At 70.8% G+C, this 21,271-nt stretch carries 18 protein-coding genes; 8 read left to right on the top strand and 10 right to left on the bottom strand.

Features of this window, described 5'->3' with window-relative positions; all coding sequences use genetic code 11:
* Positions 1-10: 10 nt before the first annotated feature.
* The 3 genes from cydD to G3I56_RS08495 all read left to right on the top strand — a co-directional run bounded on the left by cydD (position 11) and on the right by G3I56_RS08495 (position 6,317).
* Positions 11-3,547 carry a thiol reductant ABC exporter subunit CydD gene (cydD, locus tag G3I56_RS08505; protein ID WP_164408287.1) on the top strand — a complete coding sequence of 1,179 codons (3,537 nt, stop codon included), beginning with the start codon at positions 11-13 and terminating at the stop codon, positions 3,545-3,547.
* Positions 3,548-3,632: 85 nt separating this feature from the next.
* Positions 3,633-5,147, top strand: coding sequence for a GAF domain-containing protein (locus G3I56_RS08500; RefSeq protein ID WP_164408286.1), 1,515 nt, complete (start codon positions 3,633-3,635; stop codon positions 5,145-5,147).
* 102 nt (positions 5,148-5,249) lie between these two features.
* Positions 5,250-6,317 (top strand): M23 family metallopeptidase, encoded by a 1,068-nt coding sequence (locus tag G3I56_RS08495; RefSeq protein WP_164408285.1) that lies wholly within the window; start codon positions 5,250-5,252, stop codon positions 6,315-6,317.
* Positions 6,318-6,343: 26 nt separating this feature from the next.
* Here the strand turns inward: G3I56_RS08495 and G3I56_RS08490 are convergent, their stop codons facing one another.
* The 6 genes from G3I56_RS08490 to G3I56_RS08465 form a co-directional block, all read right to left on the bottom strand.
* Positions 6,344-7,213: a Cof-type HAD-IIB family hydrolase gene (locus G3I56_RS08490; protein ID WP_164408284.1), complete on the bottom strand. Its 870-nt coding sequence runs from the start codon at positions 7,211-7,213 to the stop codon at positions 6,344-6,346.
* Between the two features lie 78 nt (positions 7,214-7,291).
* Positions 7,292-8,203 carry an LLM class flavin-dependent oxidoreductase gene (locus G3I56_RS08485; protein ID WP_164408283.1) on the bottom strand — a complete coding sequence of 304 codons (912 nt, stop codon included), beginning with the start codon at positions 8,201-8,203 and terminating at the stop codon, positions 7,292-7,294.
* A gap of 95 nt (positions 8,204-8,298) precedes the next feature.
* Positions 8,299-8,847 carry an RNA 2'-phosphotransferase gene (locus tag G3I56_RS08480; protein ID WP_164408282.1) on the bottom strand — a complete coding sequence of 183 codons (549 nt, stop codon included), beginning with the start codon at positions 8,845-8,847 and terminating at the stop codon, positions 8,299-8,301.
* Between the two features lie 202 nt (positions 8,848-9,049).
* Positions 9,050-10,804, bottom strand: a complete 1,755-nt coding sequence (locus tag G3I56_RS08475; RefSeq protein ID WP_164408281.1) for an SDR family oxidoreductase — start codon at positions 10,802-10,804, stop codon at positions 9,050-9,052.
* A gap of 28 nt (positions 10,805-10,832) precedes the next feature.
* A complete protein-coding gene (locus G3I56_RS08470) occupies positions 10,833-11,687 on the bottom strand; it encodes a M24 family metallopeptidase (protein WP_164408280.1) in 855 nt (284 codons plus the stop codon).
* Positions 11,688-11,769: 82 nt separating this feature from the next.
* Positions 11,770-11,931, bottom strand: a complete 162-nt coding sequence (locus G3I56_RS08465; protein WP_164408279.1) for a hypothetical protein — start codon at positions 11,929-11,931, stop codon at positions 11,770-11,772.
* On the opposite strand from G3I56_RS08465, the gene G3I56_RS08460 reads away from it, so the two are divergent.
* The 5 genes from G3I56_RS08460 to G3I56_RS43665 all read left to right on the top strand — a co-directional run bounded on the left by G3I56_RS08460 (position 11,930) and on the right by G3I56_RS43665 (position 15,899).
* Positions 11,930-12,943, top strand: a complete 1,014-nt coding sequence (locus G3I56_RS08460; protein ID WP_203689475.1) for an ABC transporter ATP-binding protein — start codon at positions 11,930-11,932, stop codon at positions 12,941-12,943. The genes G3I56_RS08465 and G3I56_RS08460 overlap by 2 nt on opposite strands.
* Positions 12,933-13,856, top strand: coding sequence for an ABC transporter permease (locus G3I56_RS08455; RefSeq protein WP_164408278.1), 924 nt, complete (start codon positions 12,933-12,935; stop codon positions 13,854-13,856). Before G3I56_RS08460 ends, G3I56_RS08455 begins: the two co-directional genes overlap by 11 nt.
* Positions 13,853-14,764 carry an ABC transporter ATP-binding protein gene (locus G3I56_RS08450; protein WP_164408277.1) on the top strand — a complete coding sequence of 304 codons (912 nt, stop codon included), beginning with the start codon at positions 13,853-13,855 and terminating at the stop codon, positions 14,762-14,764. Before G3I56_RS08455 ends, G3I56_RS08450 begins: the two co-directional genes overlap by 4 nt.
* Before the next feature lie 10 nt (positions 14,765-14,774).
* The gene (locus G3I56_RS08445; RefSeq protein WP_164408276.1) at positions 14,775-15,494 is read left to right on the top strand and encodes an ABC transporter permease subunit; all 720 of its coding nucleotides are present in this window, start codon (positions 14,775-14,777) and stop codon (positions 15,492-15,494) included.
* 117 nt (positions 15,495-15,611) lie between these two features.
* Positions 15,612-15,899: a hypothetical protein gene (locus G3I56_RS43665; RefSeq protein ID WP_239134780.1), complete on the top strand. Its 288-nt coding sequence runs from the start codon at positions 15,612-15,614 to the stop codon at positions 15,897-15,899.
* Positions 15,900-16,230: 331 nt separating this feature from the next.
* Here the strand turns inward: G3I56_RS43665 and G3I56_RS08435 are convergent, their stop codons facing one another.
* The 4 genes from G3I56_RS08435 to efeB form a co-directional block, all read right to left on the bottom strand.
* Positions 16,231-17,043, bottom strand: coding sequence for an HAD family hydrolase (locus G3I56_RS08435; protein ID WP_164408275.1), 813 nt, complete (start codon positions 17,041-17,043; stop codon positions 16,231-16,233).
* Positions 17,040-18,329, bottom strand: coding sequence for a serine--tRNA ligase (gene serS / locus G3I56_RS08430; RefSeq protein WP_164408274.1), 1,290 nt, complete (start codon positions 18,327-18,329; stop codon positions 17,040-17,042). The genes G3I56_RS08435 and serS overlap by 4 nt, the downstream gene beginning before the upstream one ends.
* A gap of 571 nt (positions 18,330-18,900) precedes the next feature.
* A complete protein-coding gene (gene pheA, locus G3I56_RS08425; protein WP_055534628.1) occupies positions 18,901-19,833 on the bottom strand; it encodes a prephenate dehydratase in 933 nt (310 codons plus the stop codon).
* 124 nt (positions 19,834-19,957) lie between these two features.
* Complete coding sequence (efeB, locus tag G3I56_RS08420) at positions 19,958-21,271, bottom strand: iron uptake transporter deferrochelatase/peroxidase subunit (RefSeq protein ID WP_164408273.1); 1,314 nt, start codon at positions 21,269-21,271, stop codon at positions 19,958-19,960.

The following is a 21,271-nucleotide window of genomic DNA, read 5'->3' as shown; positions in this document are numbered from 1 at the left end:
ACCGAAGGGCATGTTTCACGTGAAACCAATCGATCCGCGGCTCCTCCGGTACGCCGGCGCCACCCGCCGTTTCCTGTTGGCGGTCGTCGGCCTCGGTGCCGTCGGCGCGGGGCTGGTCATCGCGCAGGCCATGCTCATTGCCGAGGTGGTCGTCGGCGCCTTCCAGCACGGGTTGCCGGTCACTGACCTCCGTACGCCCCTGTTGTTGTTGGTGGCCGTCGCCGGTGGCCGGGCGGTGGTCTCCTGGCTCACCGAGCTGGCCGCCCACCGGACGAGCGCGGCGGTGAAGTCGGAGCTGCGCGGGCGGTTGCTGGAGCGGGCCGTCGCGCTCGGGCCCGGGTGGCTGAGCGGGCAGCGGACCGGGTCGCTGGTCGCCCTCGCCACGCGGGGGGTCGACGCGCTCGACGACTACTTCTCGCGCTATCTGCCGCAGCTGGGGCTCGCTGTGGTGGTGCCCGTGGCCGTGCTGGCGCGGATCGTCACCGAGGACTGGGTGTCTGCCGCGATCATCGTCGGCACCCTGCCGCTCATTCCGGTCTTCATGGTGCTGATCGGCTGGGCCACGCAGTCCCACATGGACCGTCAGTGGCGGTTGCTGTCCCGGCTGTCGGGCCACTTCCTCGATGTCGTGGCGGGCCTGCCGACGCTGAAGGTGTTCGGACGGGCCAAGGCGCAGGCCGAGTCGATCCGGCGGATCACCGGCGAGTACCGCCAGGCGACGATGGGGACTCTGCGGATCGCCTTCATCTCGTCCTTCGCGCTGGAGCTGCTGGCGACGCTGTCCGTGGCGCTGGTCGCGGTGACCATCGGTATGCGGCTCGTGCACGGCGAGATGGACCTGTACACCGGGCTCGTCATTCTCGTCCTCGCGCCTGAGGCTTACCTGCCGCTCAGGCAGGTGGGCGCCCAGTTCCACGCGGCGGCGGAGGGACTGGCCGCGGCCGAGGAGATCTTCGCCGTACTGGAGACGCCGGTGCCGGAATCCGGGACCGGGCCGGTGCCGGAGGGTGGGTTGGCCTTCGAGGGCGTGACCGTCCGGTATCCCGGGCGGTCGGTGGACGCGGTGTCGGACGCGTCCTTCGCTGTCGAGGCCGGCGAGACGGTCGCGCTCGTCGGGCCGAGCGGCGTGGGCAAGTCGACGCTGCTGCACGCGCTGCTCGGGTTCGTACGGCTGACAGAAGGGCGGGTGTCGGTCGGGGGCACCGATCTTGTCGACATCGACCTGGAGGAGTGGCGTTCCCGGGTGGCCTGGGTGCCGCAGCGGCCCCATCTGTTCGCCGGGTCGATCGCCGAGAACGTACGGCTGGCCCGGCCCGACGCCGACGACACGGCCGTACGGAGGGCACTGGCCGACGCCGGTGCGCTGGAGTTCGTGGACGCGCTGCCGGACGGTGTCCACACGGTGCTCGGTGAGGACGGGGCCGGGCTCTCCGCCGGGCAGCGGCAACGGCTCGCGCTGGCCAGGGCGTTCCTCGCGGACCGGCCTGTGCTGCTGCTCGACGAGCCGACGGCCGCGCTGGACGGGGAGACCGAGGCCGAGGTCGTGGCCGCCGTACGGCGCCTCGCCGTCGGACGGACGGTGCTCCTGGTCGTGCACCGGCCGGCGCTGCTGGCGGTGGCGGACCGGGTGGTGCGGTTGGCGGAGGCTGTCCGCCCCGCTCACCTGCCTGGGGCCGAGCAGGCCGACGGGTCCTTCGGCGGCGACGGGCTTGTCGTGGGCGGTCCGCAGAGTGCGCGGTTCCCTGTGCCCGACGAGGAAGTAAGCGTGCCCGGCGCGTCTGCGGGACGATTTGGTGTGCTCGCGCGGGTGAGGGCCATGTCCGGGGCCCGGCGCGGGCGGCTCGGACTCGCGCTGCTGCTCGGGAGTCTCGCGCTGGGCAGTGCCGTCGGGCTCATGGCGACCTCCGGGTGGCTCATCTCGCGGGCCTCGCAGCAGCCGCCCGTGCTGTATCTGATGGTCGCCGTGACGGCCACACGCGCCTTCGGGATCGGACGGGCCGTCTTCCGGTACGCCGAGCGGCTGGTGTCGCACGACGCCGTGCTGCGGATGCTGGCCGACACCCGTGTCGCCGTCTACCGGCGCCTGGAGCGGCTGGCGCCCGCCGGACTGCGGACAACCAGGCGCGGGGACCTGCTGTCGCGGCTCGTCGCCGATGTGGACGCCCTCCAGGACTACTGGCTGCGCTGGCTGCTGCCCGCCGGGGCCGCCCTCGTCGTCTCCGCCGCCTCCGTCGGGTTCACGGCGTGGCTGCTGCCGGAGGCCGGGGCTGTCCTCGCGGCCGGACTGTTCGCGGCCGGCGTCGGCGTCCCCCTCGTGACCAGTGCCGTGGCGCGGCGCGCGGAACGCCGGCTCGCCCCGGCCCGCGGGACACTCGCCACGCATGTGACCGACCTGCTCACCGGCACCGCCGAGTCGACGGTCGCGGGCGCTCTGAACGGACGTACCGAGCAGGTACGGCGAGCAGACTCCGCGCTCACCCGGATCGCCTCGCGCGCCGCCACCGCCACCGCGCTCGGCGACGGACTCACCGCGCTGGTGTCCGGGCTGACCGTGGCGGCCACCGCTCTCGTGGGCGCCCAAGGAGTCGCCGACGGGCGGCTCGGCGGAGTGGTGATGGCCGTGGTCGTCCTCACACCCCTGGCCGCCTTCGAGGCCGTCCTCGGGCTGCCGCTCGCCGTGCGGTACCGGCAGCGGGTGCTCAGGAGCGCCGAGCGCGTGTACGAGGTCCTGGACGCGCCCGAGCCCGTACGCGAACCCGAAGAGCCGCTACCCGCGCCTCTGTCGCCGTTCCCGGTCGTCGTCAACGGCCTGGCCGCCCGCCACGCCGGACAGGACCGGGACGCGCTCACCCGACTCGATCTCACCCTGGACGAAGGGCGCCGGATCGCCGTCGTCGGCCCGTCCGGGTCCGGCAAGACGACGCTGGCGCAGGTGCTCCTGCGGTTCCTGGACGCGGACGCCGGTTCCTACACGCTGGGCGGCGTGGACGCGTACGCGCTGGACGGCGACGACGTACGGCGGCTGGTCGGGCTGTGCGCCCAGGACGCGCACCTCTTCGACAGCTCCGTGCGCGAGAACCTGCTGCTGGCGAAGAAGGACGCGACCGAGGACGATCTTCGGGGAGCCCTCGCGCGGGCGAGGCTGCTGGACTGGGCCGAGTCGCTGCCCGACGGGCTCGACACGCTTGTCGGCGAGCACGGGGCGCGGCTGTCCGGCGGACAGCGCCAACGGCTGGCGCTCGCCCGGGCACTGCTCGCGGACTTCCCGGTGCTCGTGCTCGACGAGCCCGCCGAACACCTGGACCTGCCGACCGCCGACGCGCTCACCGCCGATCTGCTGGCCGCGACCGAGGACCGTACGACGCTGCTCATCACCCACCGGCTGGCCGGACTCGACGCCGTGGACGAGGTGATCGTGCTGGACGGGGGGCAGGTCGTGCAGCGGGGGACGTACACGGAGCTGGTCGCCGTCGAGGGACCACTGCGACGGATGGCGGAACGGGAGGCGGCGTCCGAGCAGTCGGCGTCGGCGGCGGCGGTGCGTTAGTTCTCTGTTCCTCAGTCCTCTGTTCGTCAGGGGAGTCGTCGCCGCTCGGCTTTCGGGGACAAACGGGAGTAATTAGGCTCGTGGGATGTCCGACCTGCCGCTTCGTCCTGAGCCGTGTGTGCCGCAGTTGCTGGAGGCGATGCGGGCTGTCGGGAGCGGGCTCGGACCGCATGCCACGCTGGAGCGGATCTGTGCGACGGCGACCGCCCTGGTGGACGCCGGGCGCGTCGCCATCGGGGTCCTCGCCGAGGACGGCATCGGCTTCGCCGACTTCGTCCACCACGGTGTCGACGAGGAGACCGTCCGGTGGGTCGAGCCGATCCGGGTGCACGGCGAGGTCTTCGGGAACCTGTACCTGGGTGACAAGCGCGGCGGCGGCCCCTTCACCGAGCACGACCTGACCCTGGTCCGTGTGCTGGCCACCGAGGCGGGCATCGCCATCGGCAACGCCCGCCTGTACGAGGCCGCCAGACAGCGCGAGCGCTGGATCGACGGGTCCGTGGCCGTGACCACCGCGCTGCTCTCGGGCGGCGACATCGGCGACTCCCTCCGGATCGTCGCCGAACAGGCCCGCCGGCTCTCCGGAGCCGTAGCCGGGATCGTGCTGCTGCCCGCCGACGAGGGCGGCCTGGAGATCGTCGCCGTGGACGCTGAACGCCCCTCCGACGCGCTCGGTTTCGTCATCCCGCCGGAGAGCGAGGTCGTCGCCGAACTCCTCGACGGCGAGCCGGTGTTCGTCGCGGACGCGGCCACCGACCCCCGGCTGGCCCTCGGCGACGGCCTCACCCGCGACTACGGGCCCACCATGCTGCTGCCCCTGCAGAGCGACGGCCGGTTCGTCGGCAGCCTCGCCATGCCCCGCGCGCGGGGGGAGCGCGCGTTCACGGAGACGGAGCGCGCGCTCGCCGTCCAGTTCGCCGCGCAGGCCGCGCTCGCGCTGATGATGGCCGAGGCACAGCGCGACCGGGAACGGCTCGCGGTGTACGAGGACCGCGACCGGATCGCCCGTGACCTGCACGATCTCGTCATCCAACGGCTGTTCGCCACCGGGATGATGCTGGAGAGCGCCCAGCGCGGACCGGTCGCGCCCGAGGTGCGGGACGGCGTCGGCAGGGCCGTCGACGAACTCGACGTCACCATCCAGGAGATCCGCACCGCGATCTTCGCGCTCCAGGACGACCCCGGCGAGATCCCGTCCGAACTGTCCACGCGGGTGCGGCGGGAGATCCACATGGCCGCCGTGGCCCTCGGCTTCGAGCCCTCCCTTCGGGTGGTCGGCCCGGTTGACACGGACGTCGGCGAACTGACTGGCAAGAACCTCGTCGCCGCTCTGCGCGAAGGTCTGTCCAACGCCTTCCGCCATGCCGGGGCGTCCCGGATCGATGTGGTGGTCGACGCGGACGTGACCCTGGCGGACGGCCGGCCGGGTGTACGGCTGACCGTCGCCGACGACGGTGTCGGCATCCCCGAGGGCGGCCGGCGCAGCGGCCTCAGGAACCTGAAACGGCGCGCCGAGTCGCTGGGCGGCGACAGTCGCCACGGACCCGGCAGCGGCCCGGACGGCGGTGGAACGACGGTCGTGTGGCAGGCCCCGTACTGAGACTGCCGCGGACCCCGCTGCTGAGCCGTTCGTGGCAAGGCGTCCCCCAGGCGTACGACTTGAACAGGCCACCGGACCGGTTTGCGGTACACGATCGCTGACATGGGCTCACATCGCCGTCATCCGCTGTTCGTTCCGGCACTGCTGTGCGCGCTCGCGGTCCTGGTAGCCCGGCCCACGGCAGCCTCGGGCGAGGACACGGACCCCGGATCGGACACCGGTACGGACTCGGGCCTCAGCACCCAGGTGACCCGGCTGTACGCGGATGCCGCCGTGGTGACGCAGCAGTACGAGGCCGGACGGCGCGAGTCCGCGGTGGAGGGGGCCAGGGCCCGGCGGTACGAGGAACTCCTCGTCCGCGAAAGGCGCGATATCGCCGTCCTGCACGAGGACCTGGGCCGGATCGCACGCGGCCAGTACCGCAGCGGAGGCGGCCTGCCGCTCACCGCGCAGATGCTGCTCGCGGACAACCCCGAGGAGCTGATGCGCGGTCAGCGGGCCGTGTGGCAGGCCGATCTCGCCGTCAACAACGCGATCGACAAGAGCCGGCGCGCGGAGGCCCGGCTCGCCGCCGACGAGGCGAACGCAGCTGCCCAGTGGCAGAAGCTGGAGCGACGGAACAGTGAACTCGCCGAGCTGAAGCGGTCCATCGAGGCGAAGCTCGAAGAGGCCCGCTGGACGCTCCAGGGCCGGGCCGACGCCTCGGTCGCGGCGGGCTCGTGCCGGGGCGCCGTCCGGCTGGACCAGCCGGATCCCGGGACCATGCCGGAGTACGTCACGCCGGTGGAGACGTACGAGCTGTCCGCGAGTTTCGGCAGCGGCGGCGACCGGTGGGCGAACGGGCACACCGGGCAGGACTTCGCGGTACCGATCGGCACTCCGGTGCGCGCGGTCGGTGCGGGCACGGTGGTGTCGGTGTCGTGCGGGGGCGCCTTCGGCATCGAGATCGTGATCGAGCACCCCGGGGGCTACTACACGCAGTACGCGCACCTCGCCGCCGTCACCGTCGACCAGGGGCAGCAGGTCACTCCGGGCCAGTGGATCGGTCAGACCGGCACGACCGGCAACTCGACCGGCCCGCACCTGCACTTCGAGGTACGCGTCACACCGGAACTGGGGTCGGGGGTGGACCCGGCGGCGTGGCTGACGGCGCGCGGGGTGCGGTTGTAGGACGCGGTCCCCGTACGGCGGCTTGCTCAGAGGCGTTCCGCGAGCAGCCGCTCGATCACGACGGCCACCCCGTCCTCGTTGTTGGGCGCTGTGTGCCCCGAGGCCGCCGCGAGGACGTCGGGATGCGCGTTGCCCATGGCGTACGACCGGCCCGCCCAGGTGAGCATCTCGACGTCGTTCGGCATGTCCCCGAAGGCGACGACCTCCTCGGCCGAGATGCCCCGCTCGGCACAGCACAGGGCCAGGGTGCTCGCCTTGGAGACGTCGGGGCCGCTGATCTCCAGCAGGGCGCTGGGGCTGGAGCGGGTCACGGTGGCACGGTCGCCGATCGCGAGCCGGGCGGTGGTGAGGAACGCGTCGGGGTCCATCGTGTGGTGGAAGGCGAGGATCTTGAGCACGGGCTCACCGTCGCTCGGCCCGCCCGGGGCCAGCAGCTTCTCGGCGGGCGCCAGATTGTCCGGCAGCTCCATGTGCAGCTTCGGATACTCCGGCTCCTGGTGGAAGCCGTAGGTCTGTTCCACGGCGTACACGGTCCCGGGCGCGGCCTCGCGCAGCAGCCGTACGGCGTCCAGCGCGTTCTCCCTGGCCAGCTCCCGCACCTTCACGAAGCGGTGGGCGCCGGGGCCGCCGTGCAGGTCGACCACGGCGGCGCCGTTGCCGCAGATCGCCAGTCCGTGACCGTGGACGTGCTCGCTGACGACGTCCATCCAGCGAGCCGGGCGGCCCGTGACGAAGAAGACCTCGACGCCCGCGGCCTCGGCAGCGGCCAGGGCGGCGACCGTGCGCGGGGACACCGACTTGTCGTCGCGCAGCAGCGTTCCGTCGAGGTCGGTGGCGATCAGCCGGATCGGGAGGGCGGCGGCGGGGGTCTCGGGCTCTCTGGTCGCTGAGGTCACCCGCCCATTCTCGCGTATGTCCGCGCACGCCCGTGCGGCGGTCCGCCCAGGTGAGTGGCCGCCCTGACCGGTGCCGGGTCAGCGCAGCTGTGCCGGCGCCTCCTGGGCGATGCGCTCGAAGACCCGCTCGTCGGCCGCGAAGTCGGAGTCGGGGATGGGCCAGTGGATCACGATCTCGGTGAAGCCCAGCTCCTGGTGCCGGCCCGCGAAGTCGACGAAGGCGTCCACGGACTCCAGCGGACGCCCCCGATCCGGGGTGAACCCGGTGAGCAGGATCCTGTCGAGCCCGCTCACGTCCCGGCCGATCGCGGCGCAGGCGTCGGCCAGCTTCTCGGTCTGCCCGCGCAGGGCCTGGACCGACTGCTCGGGCGTCCCGCTCTCGAACAGCCGGGGGTCACCTGTCGTCACCCACGCCTGCCCGTACCGCGCCGCGAGCTTCAGCCCACGCGGCCCGGTGGCGGCCACCGCGAAGGGCAGCCGGGGGCGCTGCACACAGCCCGGGATGTTGCGCACCTCGTGGGCCGAGTAGTGGTCGCCCTGGTACGAGACGCCGTCCTTGCCGTCCTCGGTCAGCAGCTTGTCGAGGAGGGCCACGAACTCGCCGAACCGGTCGGCGCGCTCCCGGGGTGTCCACGGGTCCTGGCCCAGCGCGGTGGCGTCGAAGCCGGTGCCACCCGCGCCGATACCGAGGGTGATCCGGCCGTTCGACACGTCGTCGAGGGAGATCAGGTCCTTGGCCAGCGTCACCGGGTGCCGGAAGTTCGGCGAGGTCACCAGGGTGCCCAGGCGCAGCCGGTCGGTGACAGCGGCGGCGGCCGTGAGCGTGGGCACGGCGCCGAACCACGGGCCGTCCCGGAAGGTGCGCCAGGACAGGTGGTCGTACGTGAACGCGGTGTGGAACCCGAGCTGCTCCGCGCGCTGCCAGGTCGAACGGCCGCCCTCGTGCCAACGGCGGTACGGCAGGATCGCGGTGCTCAGATGCAGACTCATGCTCCAGAGCCTAGGCGCCGTTCATGTTTCACGTGAAACAGTCACCGGGCGGTCAGTGCATGGTCAGTGCCGTGGGGTGTCAGTGCCGTGCGGTGTCAGTGCGGCCCGGAGAACCGCAGATAGCGCGGCGGTACGGTCTCAGTGAGCCACACGCCGTTCGCGCTGACGTGGAAGAGGTGGCCGTCGCGGTGCATGGCGGCCGAGTCGACCGGGAGCACGACGGGCCGGCCTCGGCGGGCGCCGACCCGGGTCGCGGTCTCACGGTCGGCCGAGAGGTGCACGGCGTGCCGGTTCATGGGCCGCAGGCCCTCGGCGCGGATCGCGTCCAGGAAGCGGTCCACCGTACCGTGGTAGAGGTACGGCGGCGGGGTCGCCGGGGGCAGCCCAAGGTCGACCTCGACGCTGTGGCCCTGGCTGGCGCGGATGCGGGTTCCGTCGATCGCGAAGCGCTTCTTGTCGTTGGCGGCGACCACATGGTCCAGCTCGTCCCGGGTGAACCGGAAGCCGTGGGCCGTGGCAGCCGTGATCAGGGTGTCGATCTCGACCCAGCCGGCCTCGTCGAGTGCGAGCCCGATCCGCTCCGGCTGGTGCCGCAGATGCTTCGACAGGTACTTCGACACCTTCACGGTGCGTCTTTCATCCATCTCTTTCATCCATCTCTTTCGTCGGTCATCCCGTAAGGGTGCCGGGTGAGACGGTGATCACGCATTTGATTTTGGTGCGGAGGTTTGATCCACAGCCAAGTGCGGTTATCCACAGGGGAATTGAAGAAACTGTGGACAACCGGTCGGCATTTTAAGGCTTTTGGTCAACTTGGGTAGATTTACTGCTGTTTGGAGGGGCTGGTCACAGTGGCGGGTCCATCCGCGCCAGCGCCCTCAACGCCCCCGGCAGGAAACGGGACATGAGATGCGCGCCCCGGGCCTCCGGTGTCACCGGTGCGACCGCCTCGTTGCGCACCACCGCGCGCAGGATCGCCGAAGCCACCTTCTCCGGCGGGTAGTTGCGCAACCCGTAGAGCCGAGCCGTCCGCCTCTGCCGGCGGGCCTGCTCCTCGGCGTCGACTCCCGCGAAGCGCGCGGTCGTTGTGATGTTCGTGTTGACGATCCCTGGGCAGATCGCCGAGACACCGATGCCCTGGCCCGCCAGCTCGGCACGCAGACACTCGCTGAGCATCAGCACCGCGGCCTTCGAAGTGCCGTACGCGGCCAGCACCTTTGAGGGCTGGAACGCGGCGGCGGACGCGATGTTCACGATGTGGCCGCCCTGCCCGCGCTCGGCCATCTGCTTCCCGAAGAGCCGGCAACCGTGGATCACACCCCACAGGTTGACGTCCAGGACCTTCTTCCAGTCCTCCGGGGTCGTGTCGAAGAAGGAACCGGAGAGCCCGATCCCCGCGTTGTTCACCAGCACGTCCACCACGCCGTACTCGGTGGCGACCTTCTCGGCGAGCTTCTCCATCGCCTGCTCGTCCGTGACGTCGACAGGCTCCGCCCAGGCTTGGGGGGCGCCGACAAGGCGGGCCAACTCGGCTGTGCGGGCGGCACTTTCGGCGTCCCGGTCGACGGCCACCACGCGGGCGCCCGCCTCGGCGAACGCGAAGGCCGTGGCCCGTCCGATGCCGCTGCCCGCCCCGGTGACCAGGACCAGCCGACCGCCGAAACGCTGCGCGTACGCGCCCGTTGGCGCCGCGGAAAGCCGCCCGCCCTCGTTGGCGGTCACGAACTCCCCGATCCAGGCGGCCACCTGGTCGGGCCGGGTGCGCGGGATCCAGTGCTTGGCGTCGAGGGTGCGGCGCACCAGCCGGGGCGCCCACCGCTCCAGTCCGTCGTACAGCCGCTCGGAGAGGAACGCGTCACCCAGGGGCGTGATGAGCTGCACGGGCGCGTGCGCGTGCGCGTCCGGGCGCGGCCTGCGAAGCCGGGACCGGACGTTGTCCCGGTACAGCCAGGCGCCGTTGGCCGCGTCCGTGGGCAGGGAGGCGGTCGGGTAGCCGTCCCCGGAGACCTTCTCCAGGCGGGCCAGCAGCTTCGGCCAGCGTTTGCCGAGCGGGCCGCGCCAGGCGAGTTCGGGCAGCACGGGCGTGTGCAGCGCGTACACGTACCAGGACCGGCGTCCCTGGCCCAGGAGTTGGGCGACCGCGCGCGGGGTGGGCCGCTTCAGGCGCCCCTTCGTCCAGTGGCCGAGGTGGTCGAGGGACGGCCCGGACATCGACGTGAAGGACGCGATCCGGCCCTCGGCACGCGCGACGGTGACGAACTCCCAGGACTGCACCGAGCCCCAGTCGTGCCCCACCAGGTGCACCGGCCGCTCCGGGCTGACCGCGTCCGCGACCGCCAGGAAGTCGTCCGTCAGCTTCTCCAGGGTGAAGCCGCCCCGCAACGGACGCGGCGTCGTCGAACCACCGTGGCCCCGCACGTCGTACAGCACGACATGGAAGCGGTCCGCGAGCCGCGCGGCGACCTCCGACCACACCTCCTTGGTGTCCGGATAGCCGTGCACGAGGATCACCGTGGGGTCCGCGGGGTCCCCCAACTCGGCGACGCACAGCTCGATCCCGCCCGTCCGTACCCGGCGCTCACGCGCCCCGTCGAGAGTCACTCGTCCTCCGTCTCAAGGGTCACGATCGTCACTTCGCGTCCGCCCAGCGCCGCACGTGCGGCAGATCGTCGTCCAGCCAGAACGCGCTCTCCCGCGGGTCCGCGGAGTCCGTGACGACCAGGATCTCCTCGAACTTAGCCCCTGTGCCCCAAAATCCGAGATGCGGTTCCACCGCCCACAGACCAGGCTGCGGCGGGTGGTCGGAGAAGCGGTACGGCGACCACAGGGGCGACCAGCCCTCGCGGTGGCCGCGCAGCGCGTCGCCGGCCAGCCCCTTCAGGGACTGCGTACCGAACCCGAACAGCCGGGGCGACCACGGCCGTTCGCGTACCCGGTCGATCTTGTGCGCGATCACCCCGAAGGGATACGCGCGATGCCGGTTGGCATAGCCCTGGCGGACCATGAGGCGGTCCACGTCCTCGTAGATCTCGCGCAGTGGGCGCCGCTCGCGCACCTCGCGCAGGATCAGCTCGCGGTGCGCCTCCAGGTCGGCCATCAGCCGGTCCTGCACCGGGTTGGCGCCGAGCGAGCCGGAGTAGCCGATGTCAGCCGCGAAACCCCGGTGGACCGGGGCCAGGTCCAGGATGAACGGCATCCCCGGCTCCAGCCGGCGGCCGGTCGGAAAGAACTGGAGCGGGAGGCGGAAGTTCACGAACGCCGTGCGGTCCCCGAACCAGGCGAAGGGCAGATGGAACCAGTCCCGCACGCCCCGCTCGCGCAGCCACTCCCGCAGCATCCGGGCCGCCTCGCGCTCGGTGATCCCCGGCTCCAGCCGATCCGCGACGGCCTCCGCGCACTCGTACGCCAGCCGTTGCACCCGTCTGAACCCGGCCAGTTCCCCGGCCGACTCGCTGGTGAGTCCGCCTGCCTCCGCCGTCGTCATTGCCGCCGCCCACCGTCCCCATCGACCGCGCTACGCGCCCGTAACTTGACCCTCGCGAATCTGACACTTGTTAGAGCCCGCGTCAACAGTCGAACGCCTGTCTGTGGACAACGGCGCCGATGCGGACGGCCCGCCGTCGGTTGTTCGACCTGAGGGGGACCCCTACGGGCCCGTACGACTGAAGGTGGATGCCGAGACAGCTCTTCGGGTTGACGACCGATGTGGTGTGCGCCACTACCGTCATGGATGTGACTGTGATCGCGACCGAAAGCCTGAGCAAGCGGTTCCCCCGGGTGACCGCGCTCGACCGGCTCTCCATGGACATCGGACCCGGTGTGACCGGACTCGTCGGCGCCAATGGCGCCGGCAAATCCACCCTGATCAAGATCCTGTTGGGTCTGTCTCCCGCCACGGAGGGCCGGGCCGCCGTGCTCGGACTCGACGTCGCCACCGAGGGCGGCGCCATCCGTGAGCGCGTCGGCTACATGCCGGAGCACGACTGCCTGCCACCCGACGTCTCGGCCACCGAGTTCGTCGTGCACATGGCGCGCATGTCCGGGCTCCCGCCTGCCGCCGCCCGCGAGCGCACCGCGGACACCCTGCGCCACGTCGGACTGTACGAGGAGCGCTACCGTCCCATCGGCGGCTACTCGACCGGCATGAAGCAGCGCGTCAAGCTCGCCCAGGCGCTGGTCCACGACCCGCAGCTGGTCTTCCTGGACGAGCCGACCAACGGCCTCGACCCGGTAGGCCGCGACGAGATGCTCGGCCTGATCCGCCGGATCCACACCGACTTCGGCATCTCGGTGCTGGTCACCTCGCACCTGCTCGGTGAGCTGGAGCGGACCTGCGACCACGTGGTGGTCGTCGACGGCGGGAAGCTCCTGCGGTCCAGCTCCACCACGGACTTCACCCAGTCCACGGCCATCCTCGCCATCGAGGTGACCGACACAGACGAACACCCGGACGGCACCGCCGCGGTGCGAGACGCGCTCCACGCGCGCGGGGTGGACACCCACGACGGCAGCGGCCTGCCCGGCGCCGGACACATCCTGCTGCTCACCGCCCAGGGCGAGGACACCTACGACCTCGTGCGGGACACGGTCGCCGACCTCGGCCTCGGTCTGGTGCGCATGGAACAGCGCAGGCACCACATCTCCGAGGTCTTCACCGACAGCGACGAACAGCAGAGCACCGCACAACAGAACACCGCACAGCACAGCGCGGGAAAGGAGGCGGTCGGCCATGGCGGTTGAGCAGACCCCGGCACAGACGGGCGCCCAGTCCCGCATCCACAACATCGGCTACCGCTCGTACGACGGCCAGCGCCTGGGCCGTGCGTACGCCCGGCGCTCGCTCTACTCGCAGTCACTGCGCGGCTCCTACGGACTTGGCCGCTCGGCCAAGTCCAAGGTGCTGCCGATGGTGCTCTTCGCGGTGATGTGCGTCCCGGCGGCCATCATGGTGGCGGTCGCGGTCGCCACCAAGGCCACCAAACTGCCCGTCGAGTACACGAACTACGCGATCATCATGCAGGCGGTCATCGGCCTGTACGTCGCCTCGCAGGCACCCCAGGCCGTCTCCCGCGACCTGCGCTTCAAGACCGTACCCCTGTACTTCTCGCGCCCGATCGAGACCGCGGACTACGTCCGGGCGAAGTTCGCGGCGCTGGCCTCGGCCCTGTTCCTCATCACCGCGGTGCCGCTGATCGTGCTCTACGCGGGCGCCCTGCTGGCCAAGCTCGACTTCACCGACCAGACCAAGGGTTTCCTTCAGGGGCTCGTCTCCGTGGCACTGCTCTCGCTGCTGTTCGCCGGTATCGGCCTCGTCATCTCGGCGGTCACCCCGCGCCGGGGCTTCGGTATCGCGGCGGTCATCGCCGTACTGACCATTTCCTACGGGGCGGTGTCCACGCTCCAGGCCATCGCCGACGCGCAGACCATGGGAGACGGGCAGGGCAGTTCGAGCGCCGCCTCCTGGATCGGCCTCTTCTCGCCCATCACGCTCATCGACGGGGTGCAGACGGCCTTCCTGGGGGCCACGTCCTCCTACCCCGGAGGGGTGGGCCCCAGCGCCGGCGAAGGCGTGGTCTTCCTGCTCGCCGTCCTGGGTCTCATCGCCGGCTGCTACGGCCTTCTGATGCGCCGCTACCGAAAGGTCGGACTGTGACCACGCTCAACATCGACCATGTCTCGCGCTGGTTCGGCAACGTGGTGGCGGTCAACGACATCACCATGACGATCGGCCCCGGCGTCACCGGCCTCCTCGGCCCCAACGGCGCCGGGAAGTCCACCCTCATCAACATGATGGGCGGCTTCCTGCCCCCCTCCACCGGCACCGTCACCCTCGACGGACAGCCCGTGTGGCGCAACGAGCAGATCTACAAGCACATCGGCATCGTCCCCGAGCGCGAGGCGATGTACGACTTCCTCACCGGCAAGGAATTCGTCGTAGCCAACGCCGAGTTGCACGGCCTCGGTGCCAAGGCGGCACAGCGGGCGCTCGCCACGGTCGAGATGGAGTACGCGCAGGACCGCAAGATCTCGACGTACTCCAAGGGCATGCGCCAGCGCGTGAAGATGGCGAGCGCGCTCGTCCACGACCCGTCGCTGCTCCTGCTCGACGAGCCCTTCAACGGCATGGACCCGCGCCAGCGCATGCAGCTCATGGACCTGCTGCGCCGCATGGGCGCCGAGGGCCGCACGGTCCTGTTCTCCTCGCACATCCTCGAAGAGGTCGAGCAGTTGGCGGCCCACATCGAGGTCGTCGTCGCCGGACGGCACGCGGCCAGCGGTGACTTCCGCCGGATCCGCCGTCTGATGACCGACCGCCCGCACCGCTACCTCATCCGCTCCAGCGACGACCGGGCCCTCGCCGCCGCGCTGATCGCCGACCCGTCGACCTCCGGCATCGAGGTGGACCTCGCGGAGGGCGCGCTGCGCATCCAGGCCGTCGACTTCGGCCGCTTCACCGCCCTGCTGCCCCGCGTTGCCAGGGATCACGGCATCCGGCTGCTCACGGTCTCGCCGTCCGACGAGTCCCTCGAATCCGTGTTCTCGTATCTCGTCGCCGCGTAGGAGGCCGAAAATGTACGACCCCACAGTCGCCCGGCTCACCTACCGGGCCCTGCTCGGCCGCCGCCGGGCCCTCATCCTGGGCGCGCTGCCCCTGCTGCTCATCGTGATCGCCGTCGTCGTACGCCTCCTTGTCGGCGCCGACGACCAGACGGCGGCCGACGTGCTGGGCGGCCTCGCCCTCGCCACGATGGTGCCGCTCATCGGCGTCATCGCGGGCACCGGCGCGATCGGCCCGGAGATCGACGACGGCTCCGTCGTCTACCTGCTCGCGAAGCCGCTCAAGCGAAACAAGATCATCTACACCAAGCTGATCGTCGCGATCGGCGTCACCATGGCGTTCTCGGCGGTGCCGACGTTCATCGCCGGCCTCATCCTCAACGGCAACGGCCAGCAGGTCGCCGTCTCCTACACGGTCGCCGCACTGGTCGCCTCCATCGCCTATGCCGCGCTCTTCCTGCTGCTCGGCACGGTGTCCCGGCACGCCGTGGTCTTCGGGCTCGTCTACGCCCTGGTCTGGGAGGCACTGTTCGGCTCCCTGGTGCCCGGGGCGCGCACACTGAGCGTCCAGCAGTGGGCCCTCGCCGTCGGCCACAAGGTCACCGGCGGCGAGCTGATCACCTCGGACGTCGGCCTGACCACGGCGACAGTCCTGCTGATCGCGGTCACCGTCCTCGCCACCTGGTACGCCGGCCAGAAGCTGCGCACGCTGACACCCACCGGCGACGAGTAGGCGGACCGACCCCGGGCGCGCGGCCCGCTCTTGACAGGGATTTCTGACAGGGACTTCACACGTGCCCGGGCACACTGGACAAACGGGGACGCGGGACGCTGGGCGAGGAGGACGGGGATGGCAGGCAAGGCAGTACGGGGCCAGGGGCACGGCCGGGGCCAGGGTGACGGACCGGCAGAGTCCGGGGAGGCCTATGGGAAGGTCTCCGAGGAGACCTGGGACGAGTTGGTCCTCGACGAGGACTTCATACGCTCTGCCGAAACCGCCGAACCGTCCGCCCGTGCCCGGATGCTGACAGCGCGGTGGCGGAACGAGACACCTGAGCCGCAGCCCTGGCGGTCGGACGAACCCCCGGCGGGCTGGTTCTTCAGCAAGTCGCGTCGCCGCAGGTGGCGCCGCAAGTAGGGCAGGCGGTGGACGTTCCGGTCCACCGCCCCGGAACCCGTTCGCCGGTTTATTCGGTGGCGCCCGACTCGGCGTACAGGCACAGTAGTTGTGTCCAGTACGCCGGATCTGTCCGGTGTTCTGGGTCGGGTACTGGGAGTGGAGCCGGGCGACGCCGATGCACGGCGGTCCGCGCGGCTTCCTTCAGGGCAGCCCGCGGCGGGTTCCGGAGCAGTCACTACCTCCGGCGGGCCCGCCTTGCGGGGGGAGCTGCCCGGGGCGGCCACTTCGAGCGCGCGATTCACTCCGCGCGGGCCGTCCTCCCAGACCCCCGGCCCAGCCCCGCAGGGGCCTACGCCAGCAACCGCTCCAGCACCACCGCGATGCCGTCCTCGTCGTTCGACGACGTCACCTCGTCCGCCACCGCCCGCAGTTCGGCGTGGGCGTTGGCCATCGCCACCCCGCGTGCCGCCCAGTTGAGCATCGGGATGTCGTTGGGCATGTCGCCGAAGGCGATCGTGTCCGCGGACTTCAGGCCGAGCCGGCGGGCCGCCAGGGACAGCCCCTTCGCCTTGGTCAGGCCCAGGGGGAGGAGTTCGACGATCCCCTCGCCGGCCATGGTGACCGTGACGAAGCCGCCCGCGGTCCGGGCGGCGACCTCGGTGAGCTCGTCGGTGGACAGGGTCGGATGCTGGATGTAGATCTTGCCCAGCGGCTCGGTCCAGAGGTCCGACGGTTCCGTGAGCGGGACGAAGGGCAGCGAGCCCACGCTCTCGTAGCCCGGCCCGATCAACACCTCGCCGTCGAGGCCCGCCCGGCTCGCCGCGAGGAACAGCGGGCCGACCTCCGCCTCGATCTTCGCCAGCGCGAGCGAGGCCAGCTGCCGGTCCAGGGTGATCGACGTCAGCAGGCGATGCGCCCCTACGTCGTAGACCTGTGCGCCCTGGCCGCAGACCGCGAGTCCCTCGTAGCCCAGTTCATCGAGGACGTGCCGCGTCCAGCGCACCCCCCGGCCGGTGACGACGATGTGCGCGGCGCCCGCCGCGGTGGCTGCGGCGAGTGCCTCGCGGGTGCGCGCCGAGACCGAGTCGTCGGAGCGCAGGAGCGTTCCGTCGAGATCGGTCGCGACGAGCCGGTACGGGAACGACCCAGCGGCGTCGGTCACTTGGCGACCGGCTCCAGCAGCTCCCGGCCGCCGAGATACGGGCGCAGCATCTCGGGTACGCGCACCGAGCCGTCGGCCAGCTGGTGGTTCTCCAGGATCGCCACGATCGTGCGCGGTACGGCGCACAGCGTGCCGTTCAGCGTCGAGAGCGGCTGGACCCTGTTCTTGCCGTCGCTGGTGTCGCGCATCCGCACGGACAGGCGCCGGGCCTGGAAGCTGTCGCAGTTGGAGGCCGACGTCAGCTCGCGGTACTTGCCCTGGGTCGGGATCCACGCCTCGCAGTCGAACTTGCGCGAGGCGGAGGCGCCCAGGTCGCCCGAGGCCACGTCGATGACCTGGAAGGGCAGTTCGAGGGCGGTCAGCCACTGCTTCTCCCAGTCCAGGAGACGCTGGTGCTCGTTCTCGGCGTCCTCGGGGTTGACGTACGAGAACATCTCGACCTTGTCGAACTGGTGCACGCGGAAGATGCCCCGGGTGTCCTTGCCGTAGGTGCCGGCCTCGCGGCGGAAGCACGGCGAGAAGCCGGCGTAGCGCAGCGGCAGCTTGTCGGCGTCGAGGATCTCGTCCATGTGGTACGCGGCGAGGGGGACCTCGGAGGTGCCGACCAGGTAGTAGTCGTCCTTCTCCAGGTGGTACACGTTCTCCGCGGCCTGGCCGAGGAAGCCGGTGCCCTCCATCGCGCGCGGGCGGACCAGCGCCGGGGTCAGCATCGGGATGAAGCCGGCCTCCGTGGCCTGCGCGATCGCCGCGTTGACGAGGGCGAGCTCGAGGAGCGCGCCGACACCGGTGAGGTAGTAGAAGCGCGAGCCGGAGACCTTCGCGCCACGTTCGACGTCGATGGCGCCCAGCGCCTCGCCCAGCTCCAGGTGGTCCTTGGGCTCGAAGCCCTCGGCGCCGAAGTCGCGGATCGTGCCGTGCGTCTCCAGGACGACGAAGTCCTCCTCGCCGCCTACGGGGACGTCCGGGTGGACCAGGTTGCCGAGCTGGACGAGCAGCTTCTTGGCCTCCTCGTCCGCCTCGTGCTGCTCGGCGTCGGCCGCCTTGACGTCGGCGGAGAGCTGCCCGGCCTTCGCCAGCAGCTCGGCCTTCTCGTCGCCCGAGGCCCTGGGGATCAGCTTGCCGAGCGCCCTCTGCTCGGAACGCAGCTCGTCGAAGCGGGCGCCGGACGACCTGCGCCGCTCGTCGGCGGACAGGAGAGCGTCGACGAGCGCGACGTCCTCTCCACGGGCGCGCTGCGAAGCGCGCACACGGTCGGGGTCCTCACGGAGCAGGCGAAGGTCAATCACCCTCCAAGGCTACCGGTGCCGGGTCGACGCTCACTACTCGGTATTTCCATACACACCTTGTGTAGCCATTTGCCCGAAATGTTGATGTATCGGACGGGCGTCAAAGAAAGGTGGCCGGTTTCCCTGAACGAGTCGGGCGGCAGTGCCTGGTTGACTCGAATCCCTTGCGGTGAAGGGGACTTGGGGGCGGGGTCGTCCACAGTAATCCACACCCGGGGAAAGTTATCCACAGGCTGTGCGAAAGATCTGTGGATTACTGAAGTGATCGTTTCGAAAGGTGTCCGCGAGATGGCCAATTCCCGAAGCAAACCACCCTAACGCCCACTTTCGAGTGGAAATGCGTAACCCCCGGGGGTTACGCCAGGGAAACGAGTGGACGAAGGGTGGCATGCCGGGCTGTGGACGAGTCGACGGCCCGTAGGGCGATTTGTCGACAGGCCGGTGTTCCGTTGTCGACTTGTCCCCAGGTCGAGAAGCCAGCCTGTGGATAACTTCTGTGGATAACGGAAATCGGCTGGTAGCACCGGACCGCAGACCGGCCGGAAGGCCAGCGGAAGGGCTGACGGACCGGCTAGAAGCGGCCGTCCTGGCAACGGGCCACCCAGTCGGCGGCCGTCACGAACTCCTCGTCGGACGTCCCCGGCAGGGGCGCCCGCACGTCCTCGACGCCGATGTCCGCACGCGGGTACGAACCCAGGTACCGCACCTTGAGACAGATCCGCCTCAGCCCCATGAGCGCCTCGGCGACCTTCCGGTCGGAGATGTGGCCCTCGGCGTCAATGGCGAAGCAGTAGTTGCCGATGCCCTGCCCGGTCGGCCGGGACTGGAGCAGCATCAGGTTGACGCCCCGCACCGCGAACTCGCCCAGCAGATCACGCAGTCCACCGGGGTGGTCGTCGCGCTGCCAGATGACGACGGACGTCTTGTCGGCGCCGGTCGGTGCGGCGGGCCGGGCGGGCCTGCCCACCAGGACGAACCGCGTCTGCGCGTTCTCCGCGTCGTGGATGCCCGTCTCCAGCGCGGTGAGGCCGTACCGGGCGGCGGCGAACTCACCCGCGAAGGCGGCGTCGTAGCGGCCTTCCTGCACCAGCCGGGCACCGTCCGCGTTCGAGGCGGACGACTCCCAGACCACGTCCGGGAGGTTGACCTTCATCCAGTTGCGGATCTGGGACTGCGCGGCCGGATGGGCGGTGACGGTCTTGATCTCCGACAGCTTGGTGCCCGGTCTGACCAGCAGCGCGAAGGTGATCGACAGCAGCACCTCGCGGTAGATCATCAGCGGGGAGCCCGCGACCAGTTCGTCGAGCGTGGTGGTGATACCGCCCTCGACGGAGTTCTCGATCGGCACGAACGCGGCCTCGACCTCACCGCTGCGCACCGCGTCGAGCGTGGCGGGCACGGACACCATCGGAATCAGCTCTCGGGTGGCCGTCTCCGGAAGCGTGCGCAGGGCAACCTCGGTGAAGGTGCCCTCGGGGCCGAGATACGCGTAGCTGGCTGGCATGACCTCACCCTAATGGCCCTTGCAGAACCCGGTGCGCGCTTCCCGGCCCTGCCGCTCCAAGGGGTGACAGGGGCCCAGCAAGCGTGCTTGTGGCCCCGGACACCGCCTGGGAACCGGCCGCGCGTCACCCCTCAAGCAGCCGCTGCCCCACGTACTCCCCCTCGCCCGCCCCGCCCGGTACCGCGAACAGGCCGCTCGACTCGTGGCGGATGAACTGCGACAGCGCGTCGCCCCGGTCGAGCTTGCGCTGGACGGGGACGAAACCGCGCAGCGGGTCGGCCTGCCAGCAGACGAAGAGGAGTCCCGCGTCGGGCGTCCCGTCCGCTCCGATCCCGTCGTGGAAGGAGAACGGGCGCCGCAGGATGGCCGCGCCCCCGTTCTCGTCGGGGCGGGTGATCCGGGAGTGCGCGTTGATGGGGACCACCAGATCGCCGTTGGCGTCGACCTTCTCCAGGTCCATCGCGGTCGTCTCGGAACCGCCGCTGAGCGGCGCCCCGTTCGACTTCTTCCGCCCGACGACGTCCTCCTGCTGCTTGACCGACAGCTGCTCCCAGTCGTCGAGAAGCATGCGGATACGGCGTACGACGGCGTAGGAGCCGTTCGCCATCCAGGACGGTTCGCCGGAGGCGGGCACGAAGATGCGCTTGTCGAAGTCGGCCTCGGACGGCTTCGGGTTGCGGGTGCCGTCCATCTGGCCCATCAGGTTGCGGGCGGTCATCGGCCGGCCGGTGACGCCCGGCGACCGGTTGAAGCCGTTCATCTGCCAGCGGACCCTGGCTGCGCTGCCCGCGTCCTGCTGGATCGCGCGAAGGGCGTGGAAGGCGACCAGGGCGTCGTTGGCGCCGATCTGCACCCACAGATCGCCGTTGCTGCGGGCCTTGTCGAGGTGGTCGGAGGAGAACTCGGGCAGCGGATCGAGCGCGACCGGGCGCTGCTTCTCCAGGCCGGTGCGGGCGAAGAAGCCGTATCCGAAGCCGAAGGTGACGGTCAGGGACGAGGGGCCCGCGTCCCGGGCGACATCTGTGTCGTCGTGCGCGGCGGCTTCGCCCGCCATGAGCCGCTGGGCGGTGTCGGACCAGCGGCGCAGCAGCGCGGCGGCCTGGGTGCGGCCGGCGCCGGCCGCCAGGTCGAAGGCGACGAGATGGCCGCTGGCCTGGAGGCCCTCGGTGATGCCCGGCTGATGTTTCCCGTGAAACATTGCCATGTCCGCGCCCACCGAAGTGAGCGCCGGGGACGGGCTGGAGGCGCCGGAGGAGGAGCCGGAGTCGTCGGAGGAGCCGACGGCATAGCCGGTGGCCCCGCCCGCCGCACCGAGCGCGAGCCCGGTGGCGCCGGCGGTGCCAAGCAGCCGTCGACGCGAGATGCCGTGCTCGCCGTTCTCCTGGTCGCTTCCCACGGCCTTTTCCTTCTTGTTTTCCTTGGTGGACTGGTCAGCCAT

It is taken from the genome of Streptomyces sp. SID12488, from assembly GCF_010548275.1.
Classification (GTDB): Bacteria; Actinomycetota; Actinomycetes; order Streptomycetales; family Streptomycetaceae; genus Streptomyces.
This window is presented reverse-complemented; position numbering and strand designations above follow the sequence as displayed.

What these genes read in the sequence shown, in the direction of transcription:
- pheA (WP_055534628.1), bottom strand. Translation starts at nt 19,833, where the DNA reads ATGCCAGCCAGCTACGCGTATCTCGGCCCCGAGGGCACCTTCACCGAG.
- G3I56_RS08460 (WP_203689475.1), top strand. Translation starts at nt 11,930, where the DNA reads ATGGATGTGACTGTGATCGCGACCGAAAGCCTGAGCAAGCGGTTCCCC.
- G3I56_RS08480 (WP_164408282.1), bottom strand. Translation starts at nt 8,847, where the DNA reads ATGGATGAAAGACGCACCGTGAAGGTGTCGAAGTACCTGTCGAAGCAT.
- G3I56_RS08495 (WP_164408285.1), top strand. Translation starts at nt 5,250, where the DNA reads ATGGGCTCACATCGCCGTCATCCGCTGTTCGTTCCGGCACTGCTGTGC.
- G3I56_RS08465 (WP_164408279.1), bottom strand. Translation starts at nt 11,931, where the DNA reads ATGACGGTAGTGGCGCACACCACATCGGTCGTCAACCCGAAGAGCTGT.
- efeB (WP_164408273.1), bottom strand. Translation starts at nt 21,271, where the DNA reads ATGGCTGACCAGTCCACCAAGGAAAACAAGAAGGAAAAGGCCGTGGGA.
- G3I56_RS08470 (WP_164408280.1), bottom strand. Translation starts at nt 11,687, where the DNA reads ATGACGACGGCGGAGGCAGGCGGACTCACCAGCGAGTCGGCCGGGGAA.
- cydD (WP_164408287.1), top strand. Translation starts at nt 11, where the DNA reads ATGTTTCACGTGAAACCAATCGATCCGCGGCTCCTCCGGTACGCCGGC.
- G3I56_RS08445 (WP_164408276.1), top strand. Translation starts at nt 14,775, where the DNA reads ATGTACGACCCCACAGTCGCCCGGCTCACCTACCGGGCCCTGCTCGGC.
- G3I56_RS08485 (WP_164408283.1), bottom strand. Translation starts at nt 8,203, where the DNA reads ATGAGTCTGCATCTGAGCACCGCGATCCTGCCGTACCGCCGTTGGCAC.
- G3I56_RS08455 (WP_164408278.1), top strand. Translation starts at nt 12,933, where the DNA reads ATGGCGGTTGAGCAGACCCCGGCACAGACGGGCGCCCAGTCCCGCATC.
- G3I56_RS08500 (WP_164408286.1), top strand. Translation starts at nt 3,633, where the DNA reads ATGTCCGACCTGCCGCTTCGTCCTGAGCCGTGTGTGCCGCAGTTGCTG.
- G3I56_RS43665 (WP_239134780.1), top strand. Translation starts at nt 15,612, where the DNA reads ATGGCAGGCAAGGCAGTACGGGGCCAGGGGCACGGCCGGGGCCAGGGT.